This is a genomic window from Marinomonas sp. KMM3893 (assembly GCF_004352855.1).
In the GTDB taxonomy this organism is placed as follows: domain Bacteria; phylum Pseudomonadota; class Gammaproteobacteria; order Pseudomonadales; family Marinomonadaceae; genus Marinomonas; species Marinomonas arenicola.
In genome coordinates, this window is the sequence record NZ_SJSC01000006.1 from 64838 (window position 1) to 85070 (window position 20233).

Here is a 20233-nt window from a genome sequence, read left to right on the forward strand (position 1 = left end):
GGTTTTCTTATATGGGATCTATTTAATAGCAACCATGATATTGTATTCGGCTATCCGTTACAGTAAATTTTTATACAAACTGCGCTTACAGAGACAATTTAATGATCAGTAACAATTTTCTTTTTAGCCGCCAAGCTGTCGTCGACAGTAAATTGTCGGTCAAAGCGAATAATTTGTTTCATCTCAACAACATGGAGCAAGAAAAAAAGGATTCTTTCTTAAGTTTATTATTTACGGACTTGAGTATTGTTGATGTCATAAAGCATCAACCGATCTTTATCACTGTTTCAATTCATGAGGTAGAACACCTTCCTACACCACCTTCCGCATTGCGCTTTGTGCTGTTTTTTGACGCCGCAGAGTTGGTCCCAGAAAGAGACAGCGATCGTCTGTCTGGACTGCGCTTAGATGGCTATCAGTTAGGTTTAACCAATTTTTCGCTTAAGTTTTTTGGCACGCCTTTTTTTGACTACTTTTCATTTGTTGAGCTTAGCCTTAACAAATACGATGTGAGTCATGTTTTGCACGTGGACCGTCATCAAGCGCTTGCCCATAAAGAGATATGGATTAGCCATATTAAAACTCAAGAGCAACATCGTGAAATCGACACTCATACTCACGCAAGCTGGTTTAGTGGTGACTTTTTGTCCCAGAGCGTTCCTGTGAGAGGCAGCAATGTCCCCGGTTATCGCTTGATCTTGATTGACTTACTCACTCGCCTGCAAGATGGCCGTTCTTCGATCCGCGATATTTCAGCGGCCATAGAAAAAGACGTCACCTTGTCCTATCGAGTATTAAAGCTGACCAAGAGTGTGATGTATCACCGTCAGTTTAACGTGCATAACGTACAACGGGCGATTGAGATAATTGGCATTAAGGACCTAATCAAATGGGTCACGTTAGCCATGTTCAGCAGCATTGATGGTAAGCCGGATTGTCTGTTCTCCATGGCGGTGAACCGGGCTTGTTTGTGTGATGGCATTGCAAAAGCGATTTACCCAAAATTAGAAGGGGCGTTTTTGGTTGGCTTGTTTTCTTACCTGCCTAGCTTCTTTGATTCTCCGATGGAAGAGATTTTAAAAGATCTGCCATTGGATGAAAGTCTAGTCGTGGCGCTAAGCCATCATCAAGGGCATTTAGGCAGCATTCTAGCGGTGGCTAAAAACTATGAGTCAGGTTGTTGGGAGAAGATTCCTTTTGAGCAATTAGCACAGAAAAGCTTATCCAGTAATCAGCTTCGCCAAGTTTACATAGACAGCCTAAAAGCAGCCAAAGAGATTTACCAAATATAATGATCGACATCGGCGTTAATATCCAACACGACTTCTTTTTGCAAAATATAGAAGACACCATAGAGCAAAGTAAACAGGCTGGGGTCGAAGGCATGGTCTGCATTGCGTCAGACTTGGAAGAAAGTCAGTTTTTACAGACCTTGTGCTTAGAACATCCTTCCCTGTGGCCAACCTTTGGCTGTCATCCGCATCAGGCAAAAAGTTGGCATTCGAACAGCGCCAATGAGCTTACGCAGATGATAAAACATAACCGCCCGATCGCACTTGGCGAAACGGGGCTGGACTTTAATCGTAATTATTCAACGCCAGATGAGCAACGCTACGCCTTTCAGGAACAAATTGAATTGTCTTTGCAGCATAATCTACCGCTGTATTTGCATGAACGTGACGCCCATGAAGAGATGGTCGCTCTGTTACGCGCGATCGGAGGAGAGCAAATAACAGGCGTTATTCATTGCTTTACTGGCAGCATAGAGCAACTGGAGAACTATTTAGCATTAGGTCTGCATATTGGCGTAACAGGTTGGGTTTGTGATGAGCGACGAGGGTTGTCATTGCAACAAGCGGTGCCACACATTCCCCTAGATCGTTTGCTGCTAGAAACCGACGCGCCTTACTTACTGCCAAGAAACATTCGTCCAAGACCGAAAAAGAATCACCCGAAATACTTGCCTTGGGTCGCCGCAGAAGTTGCTAGATTAAAAGATCTGTCTCAGGACGAGCTTGTTGCGCACACAATGGCCAATACAAAACGCCTCTTTGCCCTGTGATGGCTCGGTTGTTTCCTTAAGCCATCAGTCTAAGAAAGTGACAAAAAAGCCGTACTGTATATTTATACAGTACGGCTTTTTTATTGACCTAAACGCAGTCAATAGACAATTTTAGGGCCATTAGATAAGCGAGATTTGCTTACTCAAAATGGCTTCCATACTGGATTTATAGTGCGTCAATATGCTGTCTGCGATGGGTTCTATCTGCTTACTAATATAATGTTCGTAATCCAAATCCACCAGATCAGCAGCGCTTTCATAAGGCACAACCCCACGACGCTGATAAAGATAACTCACTCGTTTACGCCCTTTATCGTATTCAAGAGGCTGTCCAAGTTCCGCTCTTTTCGCGTCTATCATAGCGGCCGCTCTTACGTGAGGAGGAATGTTTTTCTTATAGGACGCCAGCGGTCTGCTCAACTGCTTACTGTAAATCAGCTGTTCGTCAAACTCCCCTGCCTTGAGTCTATTGACCGTGTCCTGAATATAATCAATGGGGTTTTCATCGTTAAAGATTTTCTTGAAAAGCTCACGCTGAAACTCTCGAGCCAATTGGGTCCAGTCAGTACGAGCGGCTTCTAGCCCTTTAAAGACCAAGTTACCATCAGACAAGCCAGCATAGCGTTTTTTACTGCCCTCTTCTTGGCCACGAATGGTTGGCATAAAGAAGCGGTCGTAAACCCTTTCAAACTCAAGCTCTAAATAAGATTCTAAATGCGCGTACTCTTGGCACCACTGAGTCAGAAAGGCGTTCATATCGTCACAAAGACGCTGCCCCAAGACTCTTGGGTCGGTTTCTTGATCATTTAGGGTAATGAAAATAGAGTCCGTGTCCCCGTAGATGACTTTTGCACCGCGTTCTTCCATCCATTGCTGAGTGCGCCCTAGCAACTCATGACCACGCATGGTGATCGAGCTGGCAAGCTCAGCGTGGTAAAAACGACAAACATTAGAGCCTAGTACACCATAGAAAGAGTTCATGATGATTTTGATCGCGTAGCTTAGGATATCATTACCCTCTTGCTTGGCTTTTTCCCTTGCCTGAGCAAGCTCAGTCACCAGTTCTGGCAGAATGGCTTCTTTGCGATTGAAGTGCGCGCCTAAGTAACCAGGCACTAAGGTCTCTGTCGGGTCATCAGGCTCTTGCGGTTCAATAGCATCGCTGTGTTGCAGCGCCTTTTTTTGTTGCCCTGCGGTGATTCTAGCAAGCGGATCAATGTAAAAGGTTCGGATAATGCTGGGGTACAGACTCTTAAAATCGAATACTAATACGTTCTTGTACAAACCAGGGATAGAGGACATCACAAAGCCCCCTGGACTTGGAACAAAGACGTCGTCATGCCAAGCGGGCGCTACCCATCCAGCTTTATGCAGCCTAGGCAGATACAAGTTTTCAAACGCCGCCACCGAACCGCCAGTCTGTTCGAAAGGAATGCCGGTCAAGTCCACGCGAGTTTGCTGTAATTCGATGAGTTTGAGCTTTTCGAAAATCTTCAGCACCAGATCGCAATCTTGCAAGTTGTAATCGACAAAGCCTTGCAAATCTTCTTGGTGTAAGCGTTCGATTTCTTGCCAACGGTCGCCACCCTGTAACAACTTCTGATCTTGTAAAATTTCTTTGCTTACGTTGTTCAGGCTGTAAGATTCAAAATGATACCCCCCCACTTTCAGTAAGGTGATGCCGTCCAGCGCGACCCGCCCAGGAATGCTCGCAAAATATTTGCCTTGGTTATCCGACGAATGAATTCGCCATGTTTCACCATTCACCCCAAAAGCAGGGCGAATACCCAAGCGCTCACAGCGCTGATTGATAAAGTTCAGATCGAAACCAATCAGGTTCCAACCAATAAAAATATCAGGCGAATACTTTTTGACGTAACGAATGAAGTCCAACAGCAGGTCTTTTTCATTCTGATAGGCTTTAATAACGTCGGTGTTCACCGCTTGATCTGTCACCACAAAAGCAATGCGCTGCTGGTTAGAAGTGATGCCAATGGAGAGCAAGCAGTTTTTGCTCACAGAGGTTTCAATGTCCAGCGACCAGACGGTCCAATCAGGACGCCACTCACCGGGAATCACCTTAGCTTTGGTATAACGCAGACCGCTGCTGTCTGGAATCCCAATAAAGCGAACACTGCCACGAATGTTGCGCTCCATGAGATAGCGGTTATGGGCTTTAATGTCTTCTTCGTACACAGAAAAGCCATTTTTCTTAGCCAGTGCGACCATTTGCTGGTGCAGCACCAAACTCTTACTTTGAATCAAGGTGACATATTGATCATTAAAGGCCCGATAACTGGGCTCACTAACACGAACACCGCGCAGGCTGTCTGGAAAACAGTGACGCGGAGCATCACTGAAAAACGTACTAAATTGGCGGTCAGGTAATACCTGCACTGTGCCTTCCGGTGTTTTCACGAACAAGCTCATCTCGAGCTGTCCGTTTACTTCTTTGGTATGGCGACTAATGATATAGCCATTTTTTTCTACAAACATCGATAAACCAAATTGTCTTATGTAAATTGTCTTGTTAAATTGCCATTAAAAATCACGCAACAGGTGCATAGGCGGCACTTTTAACACAGTTCGACTTGCGAAGACACCAATGCTCGTTATCAAGATCACCCCGATTAATGGGCCAAGTACCCAAAGTAGCGGGTGCCAGCTAACCGCAGATTTAAAGACAAAGGTTTGCACGCCGTACAAGGAAGCCTCCGCACCTAGCGCGGCAATCACGCCAGAAAACAAACCAAGAAAGCCGAATTCAACGATCAAAGCTTGTCTCACCAAGCTGGCTTTTGCCCCCAGCACTCTTAACAAAGCGCCTTCTTCACGGCGCTCTTCTAAGGTGGAACCAATGCTTGCGATTAACACCAAGGCGCCTGCCGCTAAGATACACAGCAGCACCAGTTGAATCGCTTGAGAAAGCTGCGCAATGATGGTCTGAATTTGCTTAAGCAAGTCCCCCACATTCAAAATAGACACAGTAGGATAACGGGACATATTTTGATAAAAAGCCTGCGCCTGATCCGGTTTAATGAAAAAGCTGCTGACAAAATTCGCAGGGTAATTTGCTAAAGTTTGTTTCGGCACAATGACATAAAAGTTAGGTCGCATACTTCCCCAATCGACCGTACGAATGGATGTCACCGGCAACGTATAATGCAGGCCGCCAATACTAAGCGTGAGCTTATCACCCATTTTGATGCCCGCTTCCGCGGCGGTTTTTTGCTCTAATGAAATACCTTGATCATGAAAATCCCCCGCGACAACTTGATTGCCCTCACCAACATGATCGGCCCAGGTTAAATTCATTTCGCGTTCAAACAACTCAGGTTCAGGCGTGCCTTCGGGGTACAGTGTCTCCACCAGATCCTCGTTCACTTTCGTGATTCGGCCTCGCACCATAGGAAACCAGCTTGATGACGAGAGATTTAATCGCTGACTGATGTCGTTGATGCCGGCAACCTGATCCGCTTGCACATTAAATAAATAGTGATTCGGAGCGTCTTCCGGCAGTTGTGCTTGCCAATCGGACACCAAGCTGGTTTTTATGCCAACTAAAATAAGCCCCAGCATAATGATTAAGGTAAACACCAATAATTGGAACAAATTAGGAGTCAGGCGGCGATACAAAGAAGCCAAGCCAATTTGCCAACCACTGGTCGCGCCAGAAGTCGCCCATCGACCTAACTTAAACATCCCCCAGCCAAGAATCGACACCACCAAACCGACGCCGGCAATGGCCAGCGTCATAATACTTGGCAGCATAAAGCCTTGGGTGTACAAACACATCAGACCATAGAGTCCAACAAAGCCCACCACGTAGATAACCAAGGCGTTCTTTTCCACTCGTGCAGAAGGCTGCAGCACTGACAGCGGTGAAATTTGAATCAGCCGAATCATCAGCGGCAAGCAAAAAGCAATTAACGAGATAAAGCCCGTCGCCACCCCAAGCCAAAGCTTGCCAATGGATGGTTCCGGCAAGGTGGTTGTCATTAAGCTTAAAAGCAGTGACGAAATCCCTTCTTGAATAAACCAACCACTGATCAAGCCACCTAATGCGCCCACCACAAATAAGATAAACAACTGCAACAAAAATAATTTTGCGAGTATGCGAGGGGTTGCCCCCAACGTTTTTAACACAGCAACCTGCATTAAATGGCGTTTTACAAAACGTGCTGAGGCCAAGGCCATTGCCACACCTGACAGCACCACGGCCAAGGTCCCCGCCAATAATAAGAAGGACTCGGCTTTATTTATGGTTTGGCCGATGCTTTGGCCTTTCTGCTTGGGTGTTTGCCAACGTTGACCCTCTTTCAGTTGCGGCTCAATCCAAGTTTCGTATTGCTGCAAGGCGTCTCGGTCACCCGCGAGCAACAATGAATAGCGCACTCGACTACCAGGAATAATGACATGGGTCGCGGCCAAATCAGTCACATTCATCACCGCCCGTGGCGAGACAGCAAACGCAGAAGTACTAGAGCCTGGGTCCAATACAAGGTATTTAGACACACGCAATTTGGCATCGCCCACCTCGACCATTTGCCCTATTTTTACCGCCAACAAACTGGCCAAACGAGACGAGAGCCAGATCTCCCCACTGGCAGGGGCTATGGTAGAAGGGTGGCCTTGGGCAAATAAGGCGTCATCGACTAAAAACTGCCCTTTTAATGGGTAACTCGCACTCACCGCACTGATTTGCGACAGTTGCAGTTTGTCATTCGCGAAAATCATAGTGGCAAACGAGGTGCGCTCGGCTTGTTCAAGCCCCTGTTCCGTGGCGTGAGATTTCCAGCTCTCTCGTATCGGTTGATCTGAGCGCACCACCCGATCAGCGGCCAGTAGATTGGCCGACTCTTGTTCGAAGGAGAGTTGCAAGCGGTCAACAAACAAGCTAATCGAGGTCACAGTCCCCACAGAAATAATCAGCGCTATGATGAGCGTGATCACCTCACTGCTGCGTATTTCTCTAAGAATAAAGCGCAGAGCAAAACTCATAGATTGCCTTCCTTAAGTTGCCCAGCAGACATAATTAACTGGCGGTCACACATGCTCGCCAAAGTATTGTCATGGGTCACCATAATCAGCGTTGTGCCTTGAGAGCGATTCAAATCGAACAACAACTGAATGATGGTTTTGCCATTTTCTTCATCCAGGTTGCCCGTTGGTTCGTCAGCAAATAAGATTTTAGGCTCGGAGGCAAACGCTCGAGCAATGGCCACCCTTTGTTGCTCGCCACCAGAAAGTTGACGAGGGTAATGGGTTAATCGATGCGATAAACCGACTTGTTCAAGAAGGTATTCCGCTTTTTGACGTGCTTGCTTGTCACCTTTTAATTCTGCAGGAAGCATGACGTTTTCAACGGCTTCTAAGCTGGGCAACAAATGAAAAGATTGAAAAATAAAGCCCACATACTGACCGCGTAGCAACGCGCGTTTTTCTTCGCTTAATGACGTGAGTGAATGATTGTAAAGGGTTATCTCTCCTGCCGTATTACGGTCCAATCCCGCAAGCAAACCAAGCAGCGTAGACTTCCCTGAGCCTGACGCCCCAACAATAGCAACCGACTCTCCCTCCTTGATTTCTATATCGATTCCTTTCAATATGGTCAAATTTCCGGTTTTAGACGTTACCGTGTGTGTTAGATTGTGTGTTTGAAGTGCGGTAATTTTATCCATAAAACAGTATTCTCACTTAAGGTTTCTTATGCCATTCAAAATACGGCTTCTGTTGAGTTCAATTCTCTTGATATTGTCTCTTGGCGTAGCGCACGCTTCTTCATTGCTGGTTATGGGAGACAGTCTCAGTGCCGCTCATAATTTACGACAACAAGAAGGTTGGGTTAGTTTATTAAAAAACTCACTTGCACATTCTTACCCCAATGTGACCATCAATAACGCCAGTGTGAGTGGCGAAACCAGTCAAGGTGGGCTGTCTCGATTCCCTTCATTATTGCAAGAATACACGCCAAATTGGGTGATTTTAGAGCTTGGTGCGAACGATGCCTTACGGGGTTATCCTCTTGACCAGACCCGTGCGAACTTAGGCGTAATGATTGAGCAAGCTCAGCAAGCCGGTGCTCAGGTCTTATTACTTGGTAACCGGATTCCACAAAACTATGGCAAGCGCTACACAGACATGTTTTTTGGTTTGTATAAAACACTTGCAGATCAATATGATGTTACGTATCTGCCGTTTATGCTAGAACATGTTGCACTCAATAAAACACTGATGCAGCAAGATGGGTTACATCCTACAGCGGAAGGTCAAAAACAAGTATTAAAGAATATTCTACCCTACCTCATTCCATTATTAGACAAAGAGAAAATACAATGAAAGCCGTATTTTTAGATCGTGGCTCTTTCCCTAACAGCGTCAATCTGGTGTACCCAGAATGCATCACTCAGGTGGTTGAATTCGAAAACACTCGCGCAGATCAAGTAATCCAAAGAATTCAAGACGCCGACATAGTACTAACCAACAAGGTGGTGGTCGACAGAGCGGCCATCGAGTCAACAAGCGCCCTTAAATTAGTACAAGTCATGGCCACGGGCACCAACAATGTTGATAAGCTCGCCTGTGAAGAAAAAGCCATCGCAGTGCAAAACGTGGAAGGCTACTCCGGCATCAGTGTTCCTGAGCACACCTTCTCTCTTTTATTGGCGCTGCGCCGCAACCTGGTCTCCTACCTTGATGATGTAAAGAAAGGGCATTGGGCTAAATCCGAGTATTTTTGCTTTTTGGATTACCCTATTCAAGATTTGGCCAATACCACCATGGCCATATTTGGTAAGGGTAATTTGGGGCAAAAAGTCGCAAACATTGCCGCCGCTTTTTCCATGAAGGTTCTCTTTGTTGAGCACAAAAATGCCACCACAGTGCGCCCAGGTTACACAGGGTTTCAACAGGCGTTGAAACTGGCTGATGTGATTACCTTACATTGCCCATTAACCGACAACACCGCCAATATGCTGTCTTATGATGAATTTAAAATGATGAAGCCCAACTGTGTGTTGTTAAACACCGGCCGTGGTGGCTTGGTCAATGAAGACGCCTTGATTGATGCATTAACCACACACAAAATTGCCGCCGCAGGCTTTGACGTTGCCACACAAGAGCCAATGCCAGTTGATCATCCACTGCAAAAGCTGACCGAACTACCGAACTTCTTGCTGACGCCTCACGTTGCTTGGGCAAGCGCCGAAGCCATGCAATCCCTCGTTGATATTGGCATGGATAAAATCAAGCAATTCTCAGAAGTCGCGCAATGAGCCTAGAGATCTTATTTGAAGACGAATACTTGGTTGTGGTTAATAAGCCGGCAGGTTTGTTAGTCCACAGAACCGAGCTGGATAAAACCGAAGAAGATGCCGTGGTTCAGCGATTAAGAGATCAAACCGGTCGTTGGGTATTTCCGGTTCACCGATTAGACAGAGGCACATCTGGCGTTTTGGTCATGGCCTTTTCGCCACAAACTGCACGCTATTTATCGGAGCAATTTGCCAATGCGGCCACGGCGAAAACCTACCATTGTTTAGTCCGCGGCTTTTGTCCTGATCAGGGTGTGATTGATTACCCATTGGCGAAGCTGAACGAACAAAAAGGCATGTCTCGGTTCAAAATCGAAGGCACTGAAAAAGAAGCACAAACCGAGTTTGTTTGTGTGCAGCATTATCAGCTTCCTGTACCGGTGAGTCGTTACGATGCCATGCGCTTAAGTTGGGTTGAAGTCTCGCCAAAGCAAGGACGAAAGCACCAAATTAGACGTCACTTTAAGCATCAGTTTCACCCATTAGTGGGCGATACTTGTTATGGCTGTCGCCATATTAATAAGGTGGTCCGAACACTGTGGCCTGATGAACAAAGGCTAATGTTACACGCCTCTTCGCTGACATTTTTCCACCCTCACACGCACAAATCCATGACCTTTAACGCGCCATTAGACGATCAGTTAAACGCCGTGTTAGCAAAGCTGGAAGCCTATAAAGTGGCTTAGAAAGAGGCTCTATTAAGAAAAACAGCGTTTAAAGAAGCACCGCGCTGTTTTCCCATTTAAAGCTTAGTTTGTCTTGAATGCCGGTGGGTAATTTTATCGAATGGGTATCGGTGGCGGTATGCGAGAATCCGCAAGAGAGCAATAACCGAATGGAGGCTTCATTGCCGTCGCCCACATAGGCATAAACCGTCTGTACCCCATAACACGAAAAGAGCACCAAGAGTCGGCGCAAAACATACCGGGCAATCCCCTGCTTTGTAAAACTCTGCCCAATGCGATAACTGATTTCTACGGACTTAGCGCGGCGATCCAGCAGCTGCACACAAAATCGACCTATGACATTGTTATGTCGATGATAGATAAGATATTGAAGGGTATTTCTGGTGTCAGAAATCTGCGTTTGAAAATACTGTTTGTTTTGTTTTTCTAGCACCTTTTGAGGCAAAAATTGCGCAAACCATTGCTGGTTGCGGGCCTCAAACGACAGGATATCCTCAATATTGGCTTCGGTAGCCCGTTGTATTTTTAAACGCTCATCGATATCACTTTTCATAATGACACACGCACTGTTACCTTAATCTATTCAGTTTAGGCTATTCGCTTCATTTATGTTGAATTCTAGTGTGATCTATATTTTTATAAATGGTAAAATACAGCAAGATTAAGACCCATTAAGTGAAGCCTAAATGAAAAAAAACAATCTCGTATACTCTACCGATCAAGGCCGACTCTGCCCTGACTGTGAGCAACCTGTTGATCAGTGCCAATGCCAAAATAGCGCGATTATTGGCGATGGCAATGTGAAAATTTCCCTTGAAACAAAAGGCCGAAAAGGCAAAGGCGTTAGCCTAATTTCAGGGCTTGCTATGACGCCAGACGAGCTTAAGACATTGGGCAAAAAACTAAAAGCTCAATGTGGCACAGGCGGAGCGGTCAAAGACGGTCACATTGAAATCCAAGGCGATCATCGACAAAAGTTAAAAGATTTGTTAGAAAAAGACGGCATAAAAAGTAAATTTTCGGGCGGCCAGCCTTGAAGAAAATCAACACGATTAAAGCTTCCACTTTGTACGCCGATAGCTTAGCGTGTTACCTACATTGTTATTGCTTCCCCCTAAGCATATAACATCCAAGCTTTTTAATAGAACCGCGAACAGTGCGTTGTACCGCGCTCATATTCTTACCATTTTAGAATGGATTTTTAGGTAAGTTGTTCTCTGTATAGAGGTAGTAATGCAGAACGAAAGCCCTACAAAAGCCACTGAGCTGATGCAAAAAGCAGTCCCTATGATGTTAAAGCTAGAGGTAGCTCCGACACCATATAACTATGGAATATGGTATGAGTATGTTTCTAATAGAAACCAAAAGCTCAATCAAATTATGGACGGTACCTTACGAAAGCTGGGACACTTACCTAGTTTCTTATCCCGTGAGTTATTCCATGAATTTCTGCTGCCAGATGAATTCCAACAGGGGAATGGCCAGAAAAAAAAGCTAAAATCCATTGTTGATAGCGCCGCCTCTTCCTCTAAAGACATGAGTAAAGGGCTTGATGAGCTAAATACCGTGTTAGCGAAAAGTCGAAAAATCCTAAAGCGCGCCGACAAAGAAGAACACATTGATAGCGTGATCAATTACCTTGAAAAAGGCGCCTTGGTTGCCAGTCAAAAAGCCAATCACTTTAATCAATCCCTTGAACAAGTGCACGCCGAACTCGCCAAACTAAAAGCAGAGTTAGACGACATTAAAAAGCAAAACGATGTCGATGAGCTTACTCAATTAGGCAATCAAAAAGGCTTTGAACGCACCTTGTATCAGTGGCTTCCAGACGCCGAAGACGACATCAGTATTATCTTGTTGGACATTGATAATTTGGCGTCCATTAATCAGCAGTTTGGAAAGCGTGCCGGCACCGCATTGATCCGTTATATCGCAGATCTGATGAAGACCTTAGCGTTAGAGAAAAGCGTTATGTCCAGGTTTGAAGGTGGCACCTTTGGCATACTCCTTAATGAAGCGACCTTGGATTTTACCCACCGTTTCGCTGAGCTGCTTAGGCAACAAATTTCTGAGCAAAAAATCCGTTATAAACAAAGTAAAATTCACATGCCACAAGTCACTGTATCCGTTGGCATTGCGACTCTACTGGGCCAAGAAGGGCCGGAAGAGTTTTTAGAAAGAGCGCGTAAAAACCTGTTGCGGGCAAAGCAATCAGGTAAAAACTGTACATCTGACCGATAAAATACTTAGGAAAATTTATGTCTACCAACCTCACCGCTCCCCATTCTATTGCTTTTAGCGTGAGAGATTATGAATGTGATTTACAAGGCATTGTGAATAACTCCGTCTATCAGAATTATTTAGAACATGCTCGTCACTCTTTTATCAAATCCAAGGGATTGGATTTTGCACAAATCACAAAAAGCGGCATTCACCTTGTCTTAATGAAGGCGGAGCTCGATTACAAACGCTCTCTAAAAAGCGGTGATGAGTTTGTTGTAGAAACCTTTGTAGAAAGAACTTCTCGCTTCAAATTTGTTTTTCATCAAGTTATTTTGGACTCTGAAGGTAACAAATACTTGTCCGCCAAAATGACCATCGCCTCCATTACTGAAAATGGCAAACCAATCGTCTTTGAAGAAGCCAACGTACTCCTATAACGCTTCTATCTAATGGTCATTGCCCTTGTCCATTTGAATCTCGCCCATACTTCTTTTATAGAATGGGCGTGATTTCTCCTCTCTCCCTGCCCAACAATACGGCTTCTAACTGGCGGTTTGCGACGGTGGAAAACCAAAAAACCGCTTATATTCCCGACTAAATTGAGAAAAGCTGTTATAGCCAACTTGGTAACTGGCTTCGTTTGCTTGTATGCCTTGAATCAACAACGCCTGTGCTTTCTGTAGCTTAATGGATTTGATGTATTGCATGGGTGAAACATGCATGAGCTTTTTAAACGCGTTAAAAAAAGACGTTTTACTCATATTGGCAATGGACGCCAACTCATCCACCTTGATGATCTTGTTGACATTGTTATGGATGTGATTCACTGCCCGTGACACAGGCTGTATATTGCCATATTGATGCAATAATTGACGCAAGGCGTAACCGTGTTCACCAGTGAGTAATCGGTAGTAGATTTCGTCAATAACAGATTCCCCCAAAATGGCGGATTCCAATGGGTCCGATGCGACCTTCAACAATCGTGAAAACAATTCAACCAGATCGCCATTGGCTTTACCTACAACCACACAGGACGCCGTTTCTGGCACGGCTTTTCGCAAACTCATCTCTTGGCGCTCAATGCGCACAATCATATCGGCCAATTTTATTAAATTGATGCTCATCACCGCCGATTGAAATGGCACCTCGGCGGAGGCTTTCGTCACCTCGGCGTACACGGGTATGGGCAAAAAATTGATGAAAAAATCGCCCCCTTGATACACAAAAGCAGCGTCGCCAATCCGGCAAATTTTTTCACCTTGGCCCATCATGCAAATAATAGGCTCATACAAAAAGGGCGACATTTGTTGCGCACGGTGCCATTGCACCACACCCACACCCTCGATGTGCATTTCAGTGAATCCTTCGTGATGAACATTTTGTTTAATCAACTGATTAAACTCATCCATTTGGTTTGATCGTACGACTTTCATCATTGCTGTTAGATGGCCTATTGAGCGGTTTAAAGAAAGATAAGGTTCTAGTATGCAAACAATCGATAGGATTCAAGGAGCATTTAAGAAAGAACACTCACCCATCCGTGCAAATATCAGGGAGTGTACGATTATGCATGTTTTTTAGCGGTTTGTGGATATGAAAACAATTATATTAATACTATAGTGCATGACAAATTTGGTAACTATATCGCATACGAGGAAACCTATGCTTGATTTTGATTATTACAACCCGACTCGCATCGTCTTTGGACAGAACCGCATCGCTGAACTAAACAGCCTTATTCCAGCGGATGCCAAAGTTATGATTACCTTCGGTGGTCAGAGCGCTAAAAAATACGGCACCATTGATGCCGTTCGTACTGCTTTGGCTTCTCGTGACATCATTGAGTTTGGCGGCATCGAAGCCAACCCTCAATTTGACACACTGATTAAAGCGGCGAACATTGCCAAACAAGAGAAGGTAGATTTTCTTCTTGCTGTCGGCGGCGGTTCGGTAATGGACGGCACAAAATTCATCGGCCTTGCCGCAAAAGCCGCGCCTGAAGATTACGCAGGCCTACTGTCTCACGGCTTTGCTCCGGTTCCTGTTACAGACATTTTGCCTCTTGGCTGTGTCGCGACATTGCCAGCAACAGGCTCTGAAATGAACATGGGCGGCGTGATTACATTAGAAGGTCAAAAGCGCCCATTCATGTCACCTTTGGCTTTTCCTAAGTTCTCATTATTGGACCCTGACTTAACAAAAACCTTGCCGAAAGAACAAATCGCGAATGGTGTTGTTGATGCCTTTATTCACGTTTTAGAGCAATACTTAACCGTTCCTGTGGACGCGCGAATTCAAGACCGTACCAGTGAAGGCATTCTAAAAACATTGATTGAAGTGGGCCCTGTAACCTACCGTGACAACGATGATTTAGACGCTCGTAAAAACTTCATCTGGTCTGCTACTAATGCTCTAAATGGCGCGATTGGTGCCGGCGTACCACAAGACTGGTCTACACACATGATTGGCCACGAATTGACGGCCTTGTTCGGTATTGCTCATGGTCGTACCCTGACCATTGTGTTGCCTTCTCTATTGCGCGAACGCAAAGCGAAAAAACACGCTAAATTGCTTCAGTTTGCAGAGCGTGTGTGGGACATCACAGAAGGGACTGATGATGAAAAAATCGAAGCGGCAATTAACAAAACAGAAGCCTTCTTTAACTCATTAGATATCGTAACGAACCTAACTCATTACGGTATTGATGATGCTGGCATTGATAAAGTGATCGCGAACTTAGAAAACGTTGGCATGACAGCATTGTCTGAAAGTGGTGATTTAACGCTTGATATCGTTCGTAAGATTTTGGTAGCGGCTAAGTAATTTAGCACAATCCAAGCACATACTTACTAAAGGTCAGCTTATGCTGACCTTTTTGTCTTCCTCCATGACCCTCTCTTCTTTTGTTAATTATTAGACAAAGCTGGATAAAAAAATCAAATCATTATAAATAAAAACTAAAAACAGCTTTCGTTTTAACCATCATTATCAAGACCTGCTTATACTATTATTATACTAAGTATCGAAGGTGCAGTAGAGAATAAGGCAAGCTACAATCTGCCGCTGTTATCTCATCACCCTATGCATCGTTAGATCACTTTTATGTTAGGAGTATTACCATGAAGAAAACCATATTGATTACCGGCTCTACCGATGGAATTGGCTTTGCTACGGCTAAATCCCTACTAGCACAAGGCCATACAGTACTGCTTCATGGTCGCAGCGCCGGCAAGCTTGACTCAGCAAAAGCGCATTTATCAGACCCAAACTTAGAAACTTATCAAGCAGACTTATCACGCTTAGAAGAGGTTTATTCACTGGCTTCACAAATACGTCAAAATCATACAAAACTTGATGTTATTATTAATAACGCTGGCGTATATATGGTACCGGTAGTCATTACTGAAGACGGCTTGGATGTTCGCTACATGGTTAACACCATTGCTCCATATTTACTGACTAAAGAATTGTTACCTATATTAACGCCAAGCAGTCGTGTGGTGAATTTATCATCTGCTGCACAAGCGCCTGTGATGGCGGCCGAATTATCGGCTCCCAGTCAGCTAGTTGATGGCATGGTATACGCTAAAAGTAAATTGGCGTTGACCATGTGGTCTCGTCATTTAGCCACCACACTAGGGGCACAAGGCCCTATTATTGTAGCGGTAAACCCTAAATCCTTTTTAGGTAGCAAAATGGTGAAAGAGGCTTATGGTGTTAGTGGAGGCAACCTACAAGATGGTGCTGATATTCTGACCAAAGCGGCATTATCAGACGAGTTTGCTAACGCATCAGGCCTTTACTTTGATAATGACATTGGCCAGTTTAGCGACCCGCATCCAGACGCTCTGGATGCTCAAAAAAATGCGGAAATCAGTCTAGCGATTGATAAAATCTTAGCAAATAAAAAAGTCGTATAAACGGCACAAGTTAAGCCTTCAGAGTCACAATATTACTGACTCTGTTAGCAGATAATTCGCAATTCCATGAGTCACGAGCTATGGTAAAAGTGATTCGTGTCGCTAGCTGTAAATATAACAAGGAGAAAAGTATGTTAGGTGAAGATCACGCTATTGTAATCGAGTTTCCAGAACACAAAGAGAAAATATCCGAGCTTAATAAAACAGATTCCGCATTTGCCGAAAGTGCTCGTCGCTACCACGCATTGGATCAAGAAATACGTACTCTTGAACTGGATAATGCGCCAATCGACGACGAAGACATGCATCAATTAAAACATGATAGAGCAGTTCTTAAAGACGAAATCTATCAACGCCTGCAAGCGTAATTAATGCCTAAAAAGATTCCTTAAAAATAACCATAAAAAGAGCAAGCATGACGATGTTATGTTGGCTCTTTTTTATTTCTGATGAGGTTAGATATTACTATTTAGCATTGTTTCCCAATAGGGTACGCCGCCAAAATCCCCCCTGCACTCTGATTTTCTCTCACCTTCTGGCATCTAAAAGAGCCAATAATCCAAACTCGATAAATTAATAAACTGGTGGTTAAGCAAATCTTAAGGGGACGCGCAGAGCACTCGCTTATCTGTCGCAAGCTTACGGAAGGGGACGCGCAGAGCACTCGCTTATCTGTCGCAAGCTTACGGGCGACTAGGGTGAGTCATTTAAAGAGGCGTTGCGAATCGCGATATCAAATCCGCCTTTAACCAAATCAACTACGCTATCGCTCATAATAAAATCGATTTTCAAATCTGGGTAGATGTCGGAAAACTCTTTCAGCGCCGGTATGATATGCATACGTGAAAAAGGCGCAGGGGCGGTCAAGCGAAGTGTCCCTTGGGGCGTTATAGTGCCCCTCTTCCGTAAGAGACACCTTTCTAGTTGTGCGATGGATTAATTTCACCGCCAAGGTTTATTCTAACTTGTTCATGTAAGAGCTAAACACTGCAGGAGATAAATTTAAATCTTCACCCGCTAAGCCAATATTATGAGTAGCTGAAATACGACCAAATAATTTTAAGTGGCCTACCTTCATTATCAATGAAATCTAAAAAGTGATTGTATGAAATAGCATATTATCAAGAATAATTTCTGTAAATATACTTTAATCACAAATTAACAAGAGGTGTTTACGATGAAAGCAATGACAATCAAGGAATTTGGCGATAGCAGCGTTTTTCAGGCAGCAGACCTAGCAAAACCAGAAGTAACGGAAGGCCACCTAGTGATCAAGGTTGTTGCAAGCAGCGTAAATACTGTAGACATGATGATTCGCCAGATGGGTACTGACCTTGGCCCCCTAGCACCTCAACTACCAGGTGTATTAGGAATGGATTTTGCTGGTACTGTGGAAGCCGTTGGCGCTAATGTGACTGGCTTTGCTGTGGGCGATGATGTTTTTGGTTGTGCCGGTGGGCTTGGCGAGTTACAAGGCGCCCTTGCAGAATATATATTGGCCGATGCAAAACTTGTGGCTCACAAGCCAAAAAGTATTTCTATGCGTGAAGCAGCGGCTTTACCACTGGTTGGCATTACTGCCTATGAAGGCCTAATCAGAGCGGGTATTCAACCTGGCCAAAATGTACTTGTGCACGGTGGTGCCGGCGGTGTTGGTCATATTGCAGTACAACTTGCTAATTATTTCGGTGGCAATGTATTCGCGACCATCAGTGACGATGAGCAAGTTGCTGTCATTGAAAAACTAGGCGGCACAGCGATCAATTATAAGCAAGAAAGCGTGGCTGACTATGTTGCAAAACATACTGACGGTGTAGGCTTTGAACTGGTGTTTGACTCAGTTGGTGGCGAAAACCTTAACGCTTCTTTTGAAGCCGCGGCTCTGAATGCCAATATCGCAACGACTGTCTCTCTACTGAACCTAGATTTAACCGCAGCGCATTTCAAAGGTTTGTCGCTACACGTTGTCTTTATGTTGATTCCTATGCTGCATAATCATAAACGCGAAGAGCATCAACACATTCTGACTCAGCTGGCGAAAATTGTAGACGAAGGCAAGTTGACACCAATCCTAGATACACAGACTTTCAGCTTAGAAGATGCTGGTAAAGCACATGACCGTTTGGCAAGCCGAAAAGTCATCGGCAAAGTCGTGATCGACATTTGATAGCTTCCTTCATATTCCCAAAAGCACTCTGTTACTGAAAAAAGAGACCAAAATCATAATGTTGATTTTGGTCTCTTTTGTGTTTTGATGACGCAAAAACTGGAAATAAAGCACTCTCCCCCTCTATCGTTTAGAAAAACCAAACGCCTGTTAATAATTACAAGATATATGAATATAACCATATTGATAATAATTGACTCATTACCTACGACAGGAGTTGATATGAAGTATTTAAGTGGTTTAGTCGTCATGCTGGTTATGAGCCTTGTTTCTTTTCAAATAGCCAACTTGAACGTCATTAAGCATTACCAAATAAGCTCACTGGTGATCTGTATTTTAATGGGCATGGTGTTGGGCAATCTTTTTCAAAAGCGTATCCCTAAAAGCGCGCTACCTGGTATCAAATTTAGCCAACAAAAACTGCTTAGATTGGGCATTATTTTTTATGGGTTCTTTATAACCTTTCAGCAAATTATTGAAGTGGGCCTACCTGGGCTAGTAACGGATGCCATCATTATTGTGACCACCTTCATCGGCGGTACTTTTATTGGCATGAAAGTATTAGGGCTTGACCGTGAAATCAGTATGTTGACGGCGACAGGGTCTTCTATTTGTGGCGCCGCGGCCATCTTGGCTGCTGAGCCAGTGGTGAAAGCCAAACCTCATCAAACCGCTGTTGCGGTGGCAACTGTGGTTATTTTTGGCACTCTCGCCATGTTTGTTTACCCCGCCATCTTCCATCTTTTCCATATTGACCCAAGGCTAATGGGCATTTATACGGGGGCCACAGTGCATGAAGTCGCTCAAGTGGTTGCTGCGGGAAACGCCATGAACAGCGATATAGCGGTGACTTCTGTCATTGTGAAACTGACTCGCGTGATGATGCTGGCGCCCTTTCTTATTGCATTAAGCGTCTATTTATCACGAAGTGCTGTGAAAGAAGGGGTTATTAGCGAGAAAACGAAAATCACAATCCCTTGGTTTGCGGTCTTTTTTGTGGTCGCGTCTGGCATTAACTCTCTCGATATTATTCCGCAAGAAATAGTTCATTGGTTAACACAAAGTTCTGTCTTTTTACTCACCATGGCCATGGGAGCATTGGGGATAGACACCAATCTGACAAAGATCCGTGGTGTGGGTATCAAACCGATTATTTTAGCCGTCATTCTGTTTACCTGGTTGATCTTTGGTGGCTATGGCATCACCACCGCGGTCGCGCATTTATTTCATTAAGGAGCTTATTATGTACCAGCAAATACTTGTCGCTATTGACCTATCCATAGAGTCTCAATCTCTACTAGAGAAAGCCTCTAAATTAGCAAAAATCCATCAGGCAAAATTGCAAGTTATTCATGTGGATCAAAGCTTCTTGGGTACATATGATGGCATTTTTGCGATTAATGAAGCAGGTTTTGAAGAGCGTTTACAGCATGAGTCGATACGTGCAATGCGCAGCCTATTTGACAATAACAAGCTTGATGTCGATAAATACTATGTTACCGGGGGAGAAATTGATGATGAAATCCTACAGGTCATTAAGCAAGATAACATTGACCTGGTAGTACTTGGTCATCATAAGTCTTCGCTTTTACGGCAAACATTTATGTCAATTTCAGAGCCCATCATTCGGGACATGCCTTGTGATGTAAACTTGCTACGACTCTGAACTCCTTGAGTGCCTCCTAGTCGATATGAGATCAGCCCTCGCCTTCATAGGTTAGGGCTGATCTTAGCTAAGCCTCTCTCTTGCACGCCAATAGCAGACCATCTCGATTTGAGCCATTACCACTATATAACACCAAACAAATGACGACCTAAAAGAGAATAAAAAATTATATTTATCTTTTTTATTTTATTTTATT

20 protein-coding genes are annotated in these 20233 nt (G+C 44.4%); 14 read left to right on the forward strand and 6 right to left on the reverse strand.

Going from position 1 to position 20233, the window contains the following annotated elements; all coding sequences use genetic code 11:
- Nucleotides 1-101: 101 nt before the first annotated feature.
- Together E0D71_RS14030 and E0D71_RS14035 are read left to right on the forward strand one after the other, a co-directional pair.
- Nucleotides 102-1292, forward strand: coding sequence for an HDOD domain-containing protein (locus E0D71_RS14030; RefSeq protein WP_133003949.1), 1191 nt, complete (start codon nt 102-104; stop codon nt 1290-1292).
- The gene (locus E0D71_RS14035) at nt 1292-2062 is read left to right on the forward strand and encodes a TatD family hydrolase (RefSeq protein ID WP_133003950.1); all 771 of its coding nucleotides are present in this window, start codon (nt 1292-1294) and stop codon (nt 2060-2062) included. The genes E0D71_RS14030 and E0D71_RS14035 overlap by 1 nt, the downstream gene beginning before the upstream one ends.
- Nucleotides 2063-2182: 120 nt before the next feature.
- Here E0D71_RS14035 and E0D71_RS14040 read toward each other — a convergent pair whose 3' ends face one another.
- From E0D71_RS14040 to E0D71_RS14050, 3 genes are read right to left on the reverse strand one after another with little or no spacing between them, the layout of a single operon-like run.
- The gene (locus E0D71_RS14040; protein ID WP_133003951.1) at nt 2183-4558 is read right to left on the reverse strand and encodes a DNA polymerase II; all 2376 of its coding nucleotides are present in this window, start codon (nt 4556-4558) and stop codon (nt 2183-2185) included.
- Nucleotides 4559-4603: 45 nt separating this feature from the next.
- Nucleotides 4604-7063 carry an FtsX-like permease family protein gene (locus tag E0D71_RS14045; RefSeq protein WP_133003952.1) on the reverse strand — a complete coding sequence of 820 codons (2460 nt, stop codon included), beginning with the start codon at nt 7061-7063 and terminating at the stop codon, nt 4604-4606.
- Complete coding sequence (locus E0D71_RS14050; protein WP_133003953.1) at nt 7060-7743, reverse strand: ABC transporter ATP-binding protein; 684 nt, start codon at nt 7741-7743, stop codon at nt 7060-7062. The genes E0D71_RS14045 and E0D71_RS14050 overlap by 4 nt, the downstream gene beginning before the upstream one ends.
- Before the next feature lie 28 nt (nt 7744-7771).
- Between E0D71_RS14050 and E0D71_RS14055 the strand changes: the two genes are divergently transcribed.
- Genes E0D71_RS14055 through E0D71_RS14065 form a run of 3 tightly spaced genes read left to right on the forward strand, consistent with a single transcriptional unit; the run spans nt 7772 to nt 10061 of the window.
- Nucleotides 7772-8401 (forward strand): arylesterase, encoded by a 630-nt coding sequence (locus tag E0D71_RS14055; RefSeq protein ID WP_133003954.1) that lies wholly within the window; start codon nt 7772-7774, stop codon nt 8399-8401.
- Entirely contained in the window at nt 8398-9336 is a 939-nt protein-coding gene (locus E0D71_RS14060) for a D-2-hydroxyacid dehydrogenase (RefSeq protein WP_133003955.1), read from the forward strand. Before E0D71_RS14055 ends, E0D71_RS14060 begins: the two co-directional genes overlap by 4 nt.
- The gene (locus E0D71_RS14065) at nt 9333-10061 is read left to right on the forward strand and encodes a pseudouridine synthase (RefSeq protein WP_133003956.1); all 729 of its coding nucleotides are present in this window, start codon (nt 9333-9335) and stop codon (nt 10059-10061) included. Before E0D71_RS14060 ends, E0D71_RS14065 begins: the two co-directional genes overlap by 4 nt.
- A gap of 28 nt (nt 10062-10089) precedes the next feature.
- On the opposite strand, the gene E0D71_RS14070 is transcribed toward E0D71_RS14065, so the two are convergent.
- Nucleotides 10090-10614, reverse strand: coding sequence for a GNAT family N-acetyltransferase (locus E0D71_RS14070; RefSeq protein WP_133003957.1), 525 nt, complete (start codon nt 10612-10614; stop codon nt 10090-10092).
- Between the two features lie 133 nt (nt 10615-10747).
- Between E0D71_RS14070 and yciH the strand changes: the two genes are divergently transcribed.
- The 3 genes from yciH to E0D71_RS14085 all read left to right on the forward strand — a co-directional run bounded on the left by yciH (nt 10748) and on the right by E0D71_RS14085 (nt 12721).
- Nucleotides 10748-11098, forward strand: coding sequence for a stress response translation initiation inhibitor YciH (yciH, locus tag E0D71_RS14075; RefSeq protein WP_133003958.1), 351 nt, complete (start codon nt 10748-10750; stop codon nt 11096-11098).
- A gap of 196 nt (nt 11099-11294) precedes the next feature.
- Nucleotides 11295-12302 carry a diguanylate cyclase gene (locus tag E0D71_RS14080; RefSeq protein ID WP_133003959.1) on the forward strand — a complete coding sequence of 336 codons (1008 nt, stop codon included), beginning with the start codon at nt 11295-11297 and terminating at the stop codon, nt 12300-12302.
- Nucleotides 12303-12319: 17 nt separating this feature from the next.
- Entirely contained in the window at nt 12320-12721 is a 402-nt protein-coding gene (locus E0D71_RS14085; protein WP_133003960.1) for an acyl-CoA thioesterase, read from the forward strand.
- A gap of 105 nt (nt 12722-12826) precedes the next feature.
- Here E0D71_RS14085 and E0D71_RS14090 read toward each other — a convergent pair whose 3' ends face one another.
- On the reverse strand, nt 12827-13720 hold the full coding sequence (locus E0D71_RS14090) for an AraC family transcriptional regulator (protein ID WP_133003961.1): 894 nt from the start codon (nt 13718-13720) through the stop codon (nt 12827-12829).
- A gap of 226 nt (nt 13721-13946) precedes the next feature.
- Here E0D71_RS14090 and E0D71_RS14095 point away from each other — a divergent pair, with 226 nt between their 5' ends.
- The 3 genes from E0D71_RS14095 to E0D71_RS14105 all read left to right on the forward strand — a co-directional run bounded on the left by E0D71_RS14095 (nt 13947) and on the right by E0D71_RS14105 (nt 16572).
- Nucleotides 13947-15107: an iron-containing alcohol dehydrogenase gene (locus E0D71_RS14095; protein ID WP_133003962.1), complete on the forward strand. Its 1161-nt coding sequence runs from the start codon at nt 13947-13949 to the stop codon at nt 15105-15107.
- 296 nt (nt 15108-15403) lie between these two features.
- Nucleotides 15404-16204: an SDR family NAD(P)-dependent oxidoreductase gene (locus E0D71_RS14100; protein ID WP_133003963.1), complete on the forward strand. Its 801-nt coding sequence runs from the start codon at nt 15404-15406 to the stop codon at nt 16202-16204.
- 131 nt (nt 16205-16335) lie between these two features.
- Nucleotides 16336-16572, forward strand: a complete 237-nt coding sequence (locus tag E0D71_RS14105) for a YdcH family protein (RefSeq protein WP_133003964.1) — start codon at nt 16336-16338, stop codon at nt 16570-16572.
- 325 nt (nt 16573-16897) lie between these two features.
- Here E0D71_RS14105 and E0D71_RS17460 read toward each other — a convergent pair whose 3' ends face one another.
- Nucleotides 16898-17071 (reverse strand): hypothetical protein, encoded by a 174-nt coding sequence (locus E0D71_RS17460; RefSeq protein ID WP_207923411.1) that lies wholly within the window; start codon nt 17069-17071, stop codon nt 16898-16900.
- A 310-nt stretch (nt 17072-17381) separates the two neighbouring features.
- On the opposite strand from E0D71_RS17460, the gene E0D71_RS14115 reads away from it, so the two are divergent.
- The 3 genes from E0D71_RS14115 to E0D71_RS14125 all read left to right on the forward strand — a co-directional run bounded on the left by E0D71_RS14115 (nt 17382) and on the right by E0D71_RS14125 (nt 20037).
- Nucleotides 17382-18371, forward strand: a complete 990-nt coding sequence (locus tag E0D71_RS14115) for a zinc-dependent alcohol dehydrogenase family protein (RefSeq protein ID WP_133003965.1) — start codon at nt 17382-17384, stop codon at nt 18369-18371.
- Between the two features lie 222 nt (nt 18372-18593).
- Nucleotides 18594-19604 carry a YeiH family protein gene (locus E0D71_RS14120; protein WP_207923412.1) on the forward strand — a complete coding sequence of 337 codons (1011 nt, stop codon included), beginning with the start codon at nt 18594-18596 and terminating at the stop codon, nt 19602-19604.
- 10 nt (nt 19605-19614) lie between these two features.
- Nucleotides 19615-20037, forward strand: coding sequence for a universal stress protein (locus tag E0D71_RS14125; RefSeq protein WP_165943010.1), 423 nt, complete (start codon nt 19615-19617; stop codon nt 20035-20037).
- Nucleotides 20038-20233: the final 196 nt, after the last annotated feature.

Excerpts from the sequence above, each read along its gene's own strand:
- E0D71_RS14080 (WP_133003959.1), top strand. The coding sequence starts at position 11,295 with ATGCAGAACGAAAGCCCTACAAAAGCCACTGAGCTGATGCAAAAAGCA.
- yciH (WP_133003958.1), top strand. The coding sequence starts at position 10,748 with ATGAAAAAAAACAATCTCGTATACTCTACCGATCAAGGCCGACTCTGC.
- E0D71_RS14070 (WP_133003957.1), bottom strand. The coding sequence starts at position 10,614 with ATGAAAAGTGATATCGATGAGCGTTTAAAAATACAACGGGCTACCGAA.
- E0D71_RS14120 (WP_207923412.1), top strand. The coding sequence starts at position 18,594 with ATGAAGTATTTAAGTGGTTTAGTCGTCATGCTGGTTATGAGCCTTGTT.
- E0D71_RS14095 (WP_133003962.1), top strand. The coding sequence starts at position 13,947 with ATGCTTGATTTTGATTATTACAACCCGACTCGCATCGTCTTTGGACAG.
- E0D71_RS14045 (WP_133003952.1), bottom strand. The coding sequence starts at position 7,063 with ATGAGTTTTGCTCTGCGCTTTATTCTTAGAGAAATACGCAGCAGTGAG.
- E0D71_RS14100 (WP_133003963.1), top strand. The coding sequence starts at position 15,404 with ATGAAGAAAACCATATTGATTACCGGCTCTACCGATGGAATTGGCTTT.
- E0D71_RS14060 (WP_133003955.1), top strand. The coding sequence starts at position 8,398 with ATGAAAGCCGTATTTTTAGATCGTGGCTCTTTCCCTAACAGCGTCAAT.
- E0D71_RS14105 (WP_133003964.1), top strand. The coding sequence starts at position 16,336 with ATGTTAGGTGAAGATCACGCTATTGTAATCGAGTTTCCAGAACACAAA.
- E0D71_RS14040 (WP_133003951.1), bottom strand. The coding sequence starts at position 4,558 with ATGTTTGTAGAAAAAAATGGCTATATCATTAGTCGCCATACCAAAGAA.
- E0D71_RS14050 (WP_133003953.1), bottom strand. The coding sequence starts at position 7,743 with ATGGATAAAATTACCGCACTTCAAACACACAATCTAACACACACGGTA.
- E0D71_RS14035 (WP_133003950.1), top strand. The coding sequence starts at position 1,292 with ATGATCGACATCGGCGTTAATATCCAACACGACTTCTTTTTGCAAAAT.
- E0D71_RS14055 (WP_133003954.1), top strand. The coding sequence starts at position 7,772 with ATGCCATTCAAAATACGGCTTCTGTTGAGTTCAATTCTCTTGATATTG.
- E0D71_RS14030 (WP_133003949.1), top strand. The coding sequence starts at position 102 with ATGATCAGTAACAATTTTCTTTTTAGCCGCCAAGCTGTCGTCGACAGT.
- E0D71_RS14065 (WP_133003956.1), top strand. The coding sequence starts at position 9,333 with ATGAGCCTAGAGATCTTATTTGAAGACGAATACTTGGTTGTGGTTAAT.
- E0D71_RS14115 (WP_133003965.1), top strand. The coding sequence starts at position 17,382 with ATGAAAGCAATGACAATCAAGGAATTTGGCGATAGCAGCGTTTTTCAG.
- E0D71_RS14085 (WP_133003960.1), top strand. The coding sequence starts at position 12,320 with ATGTCTACCAACCTCACCGCTCCCCATTCTATTGCTTTTAGCGTGAGA.
- E0D71_RS14090 (WP_133003961.1), bottom strand. The coding sequence starts at position 13,720 with ATGATGAAAGTCGTACGATCAAACCAAATGGATGAGTTTAATCAGTTG.
- E0D71_RS14125 (WP_165943010.1), top strand. The coding sequence starts at position 19,615 with ATGTACCAGCAAATACTTGTCGCTATTGACCTATCCATAGAGTCTCAA.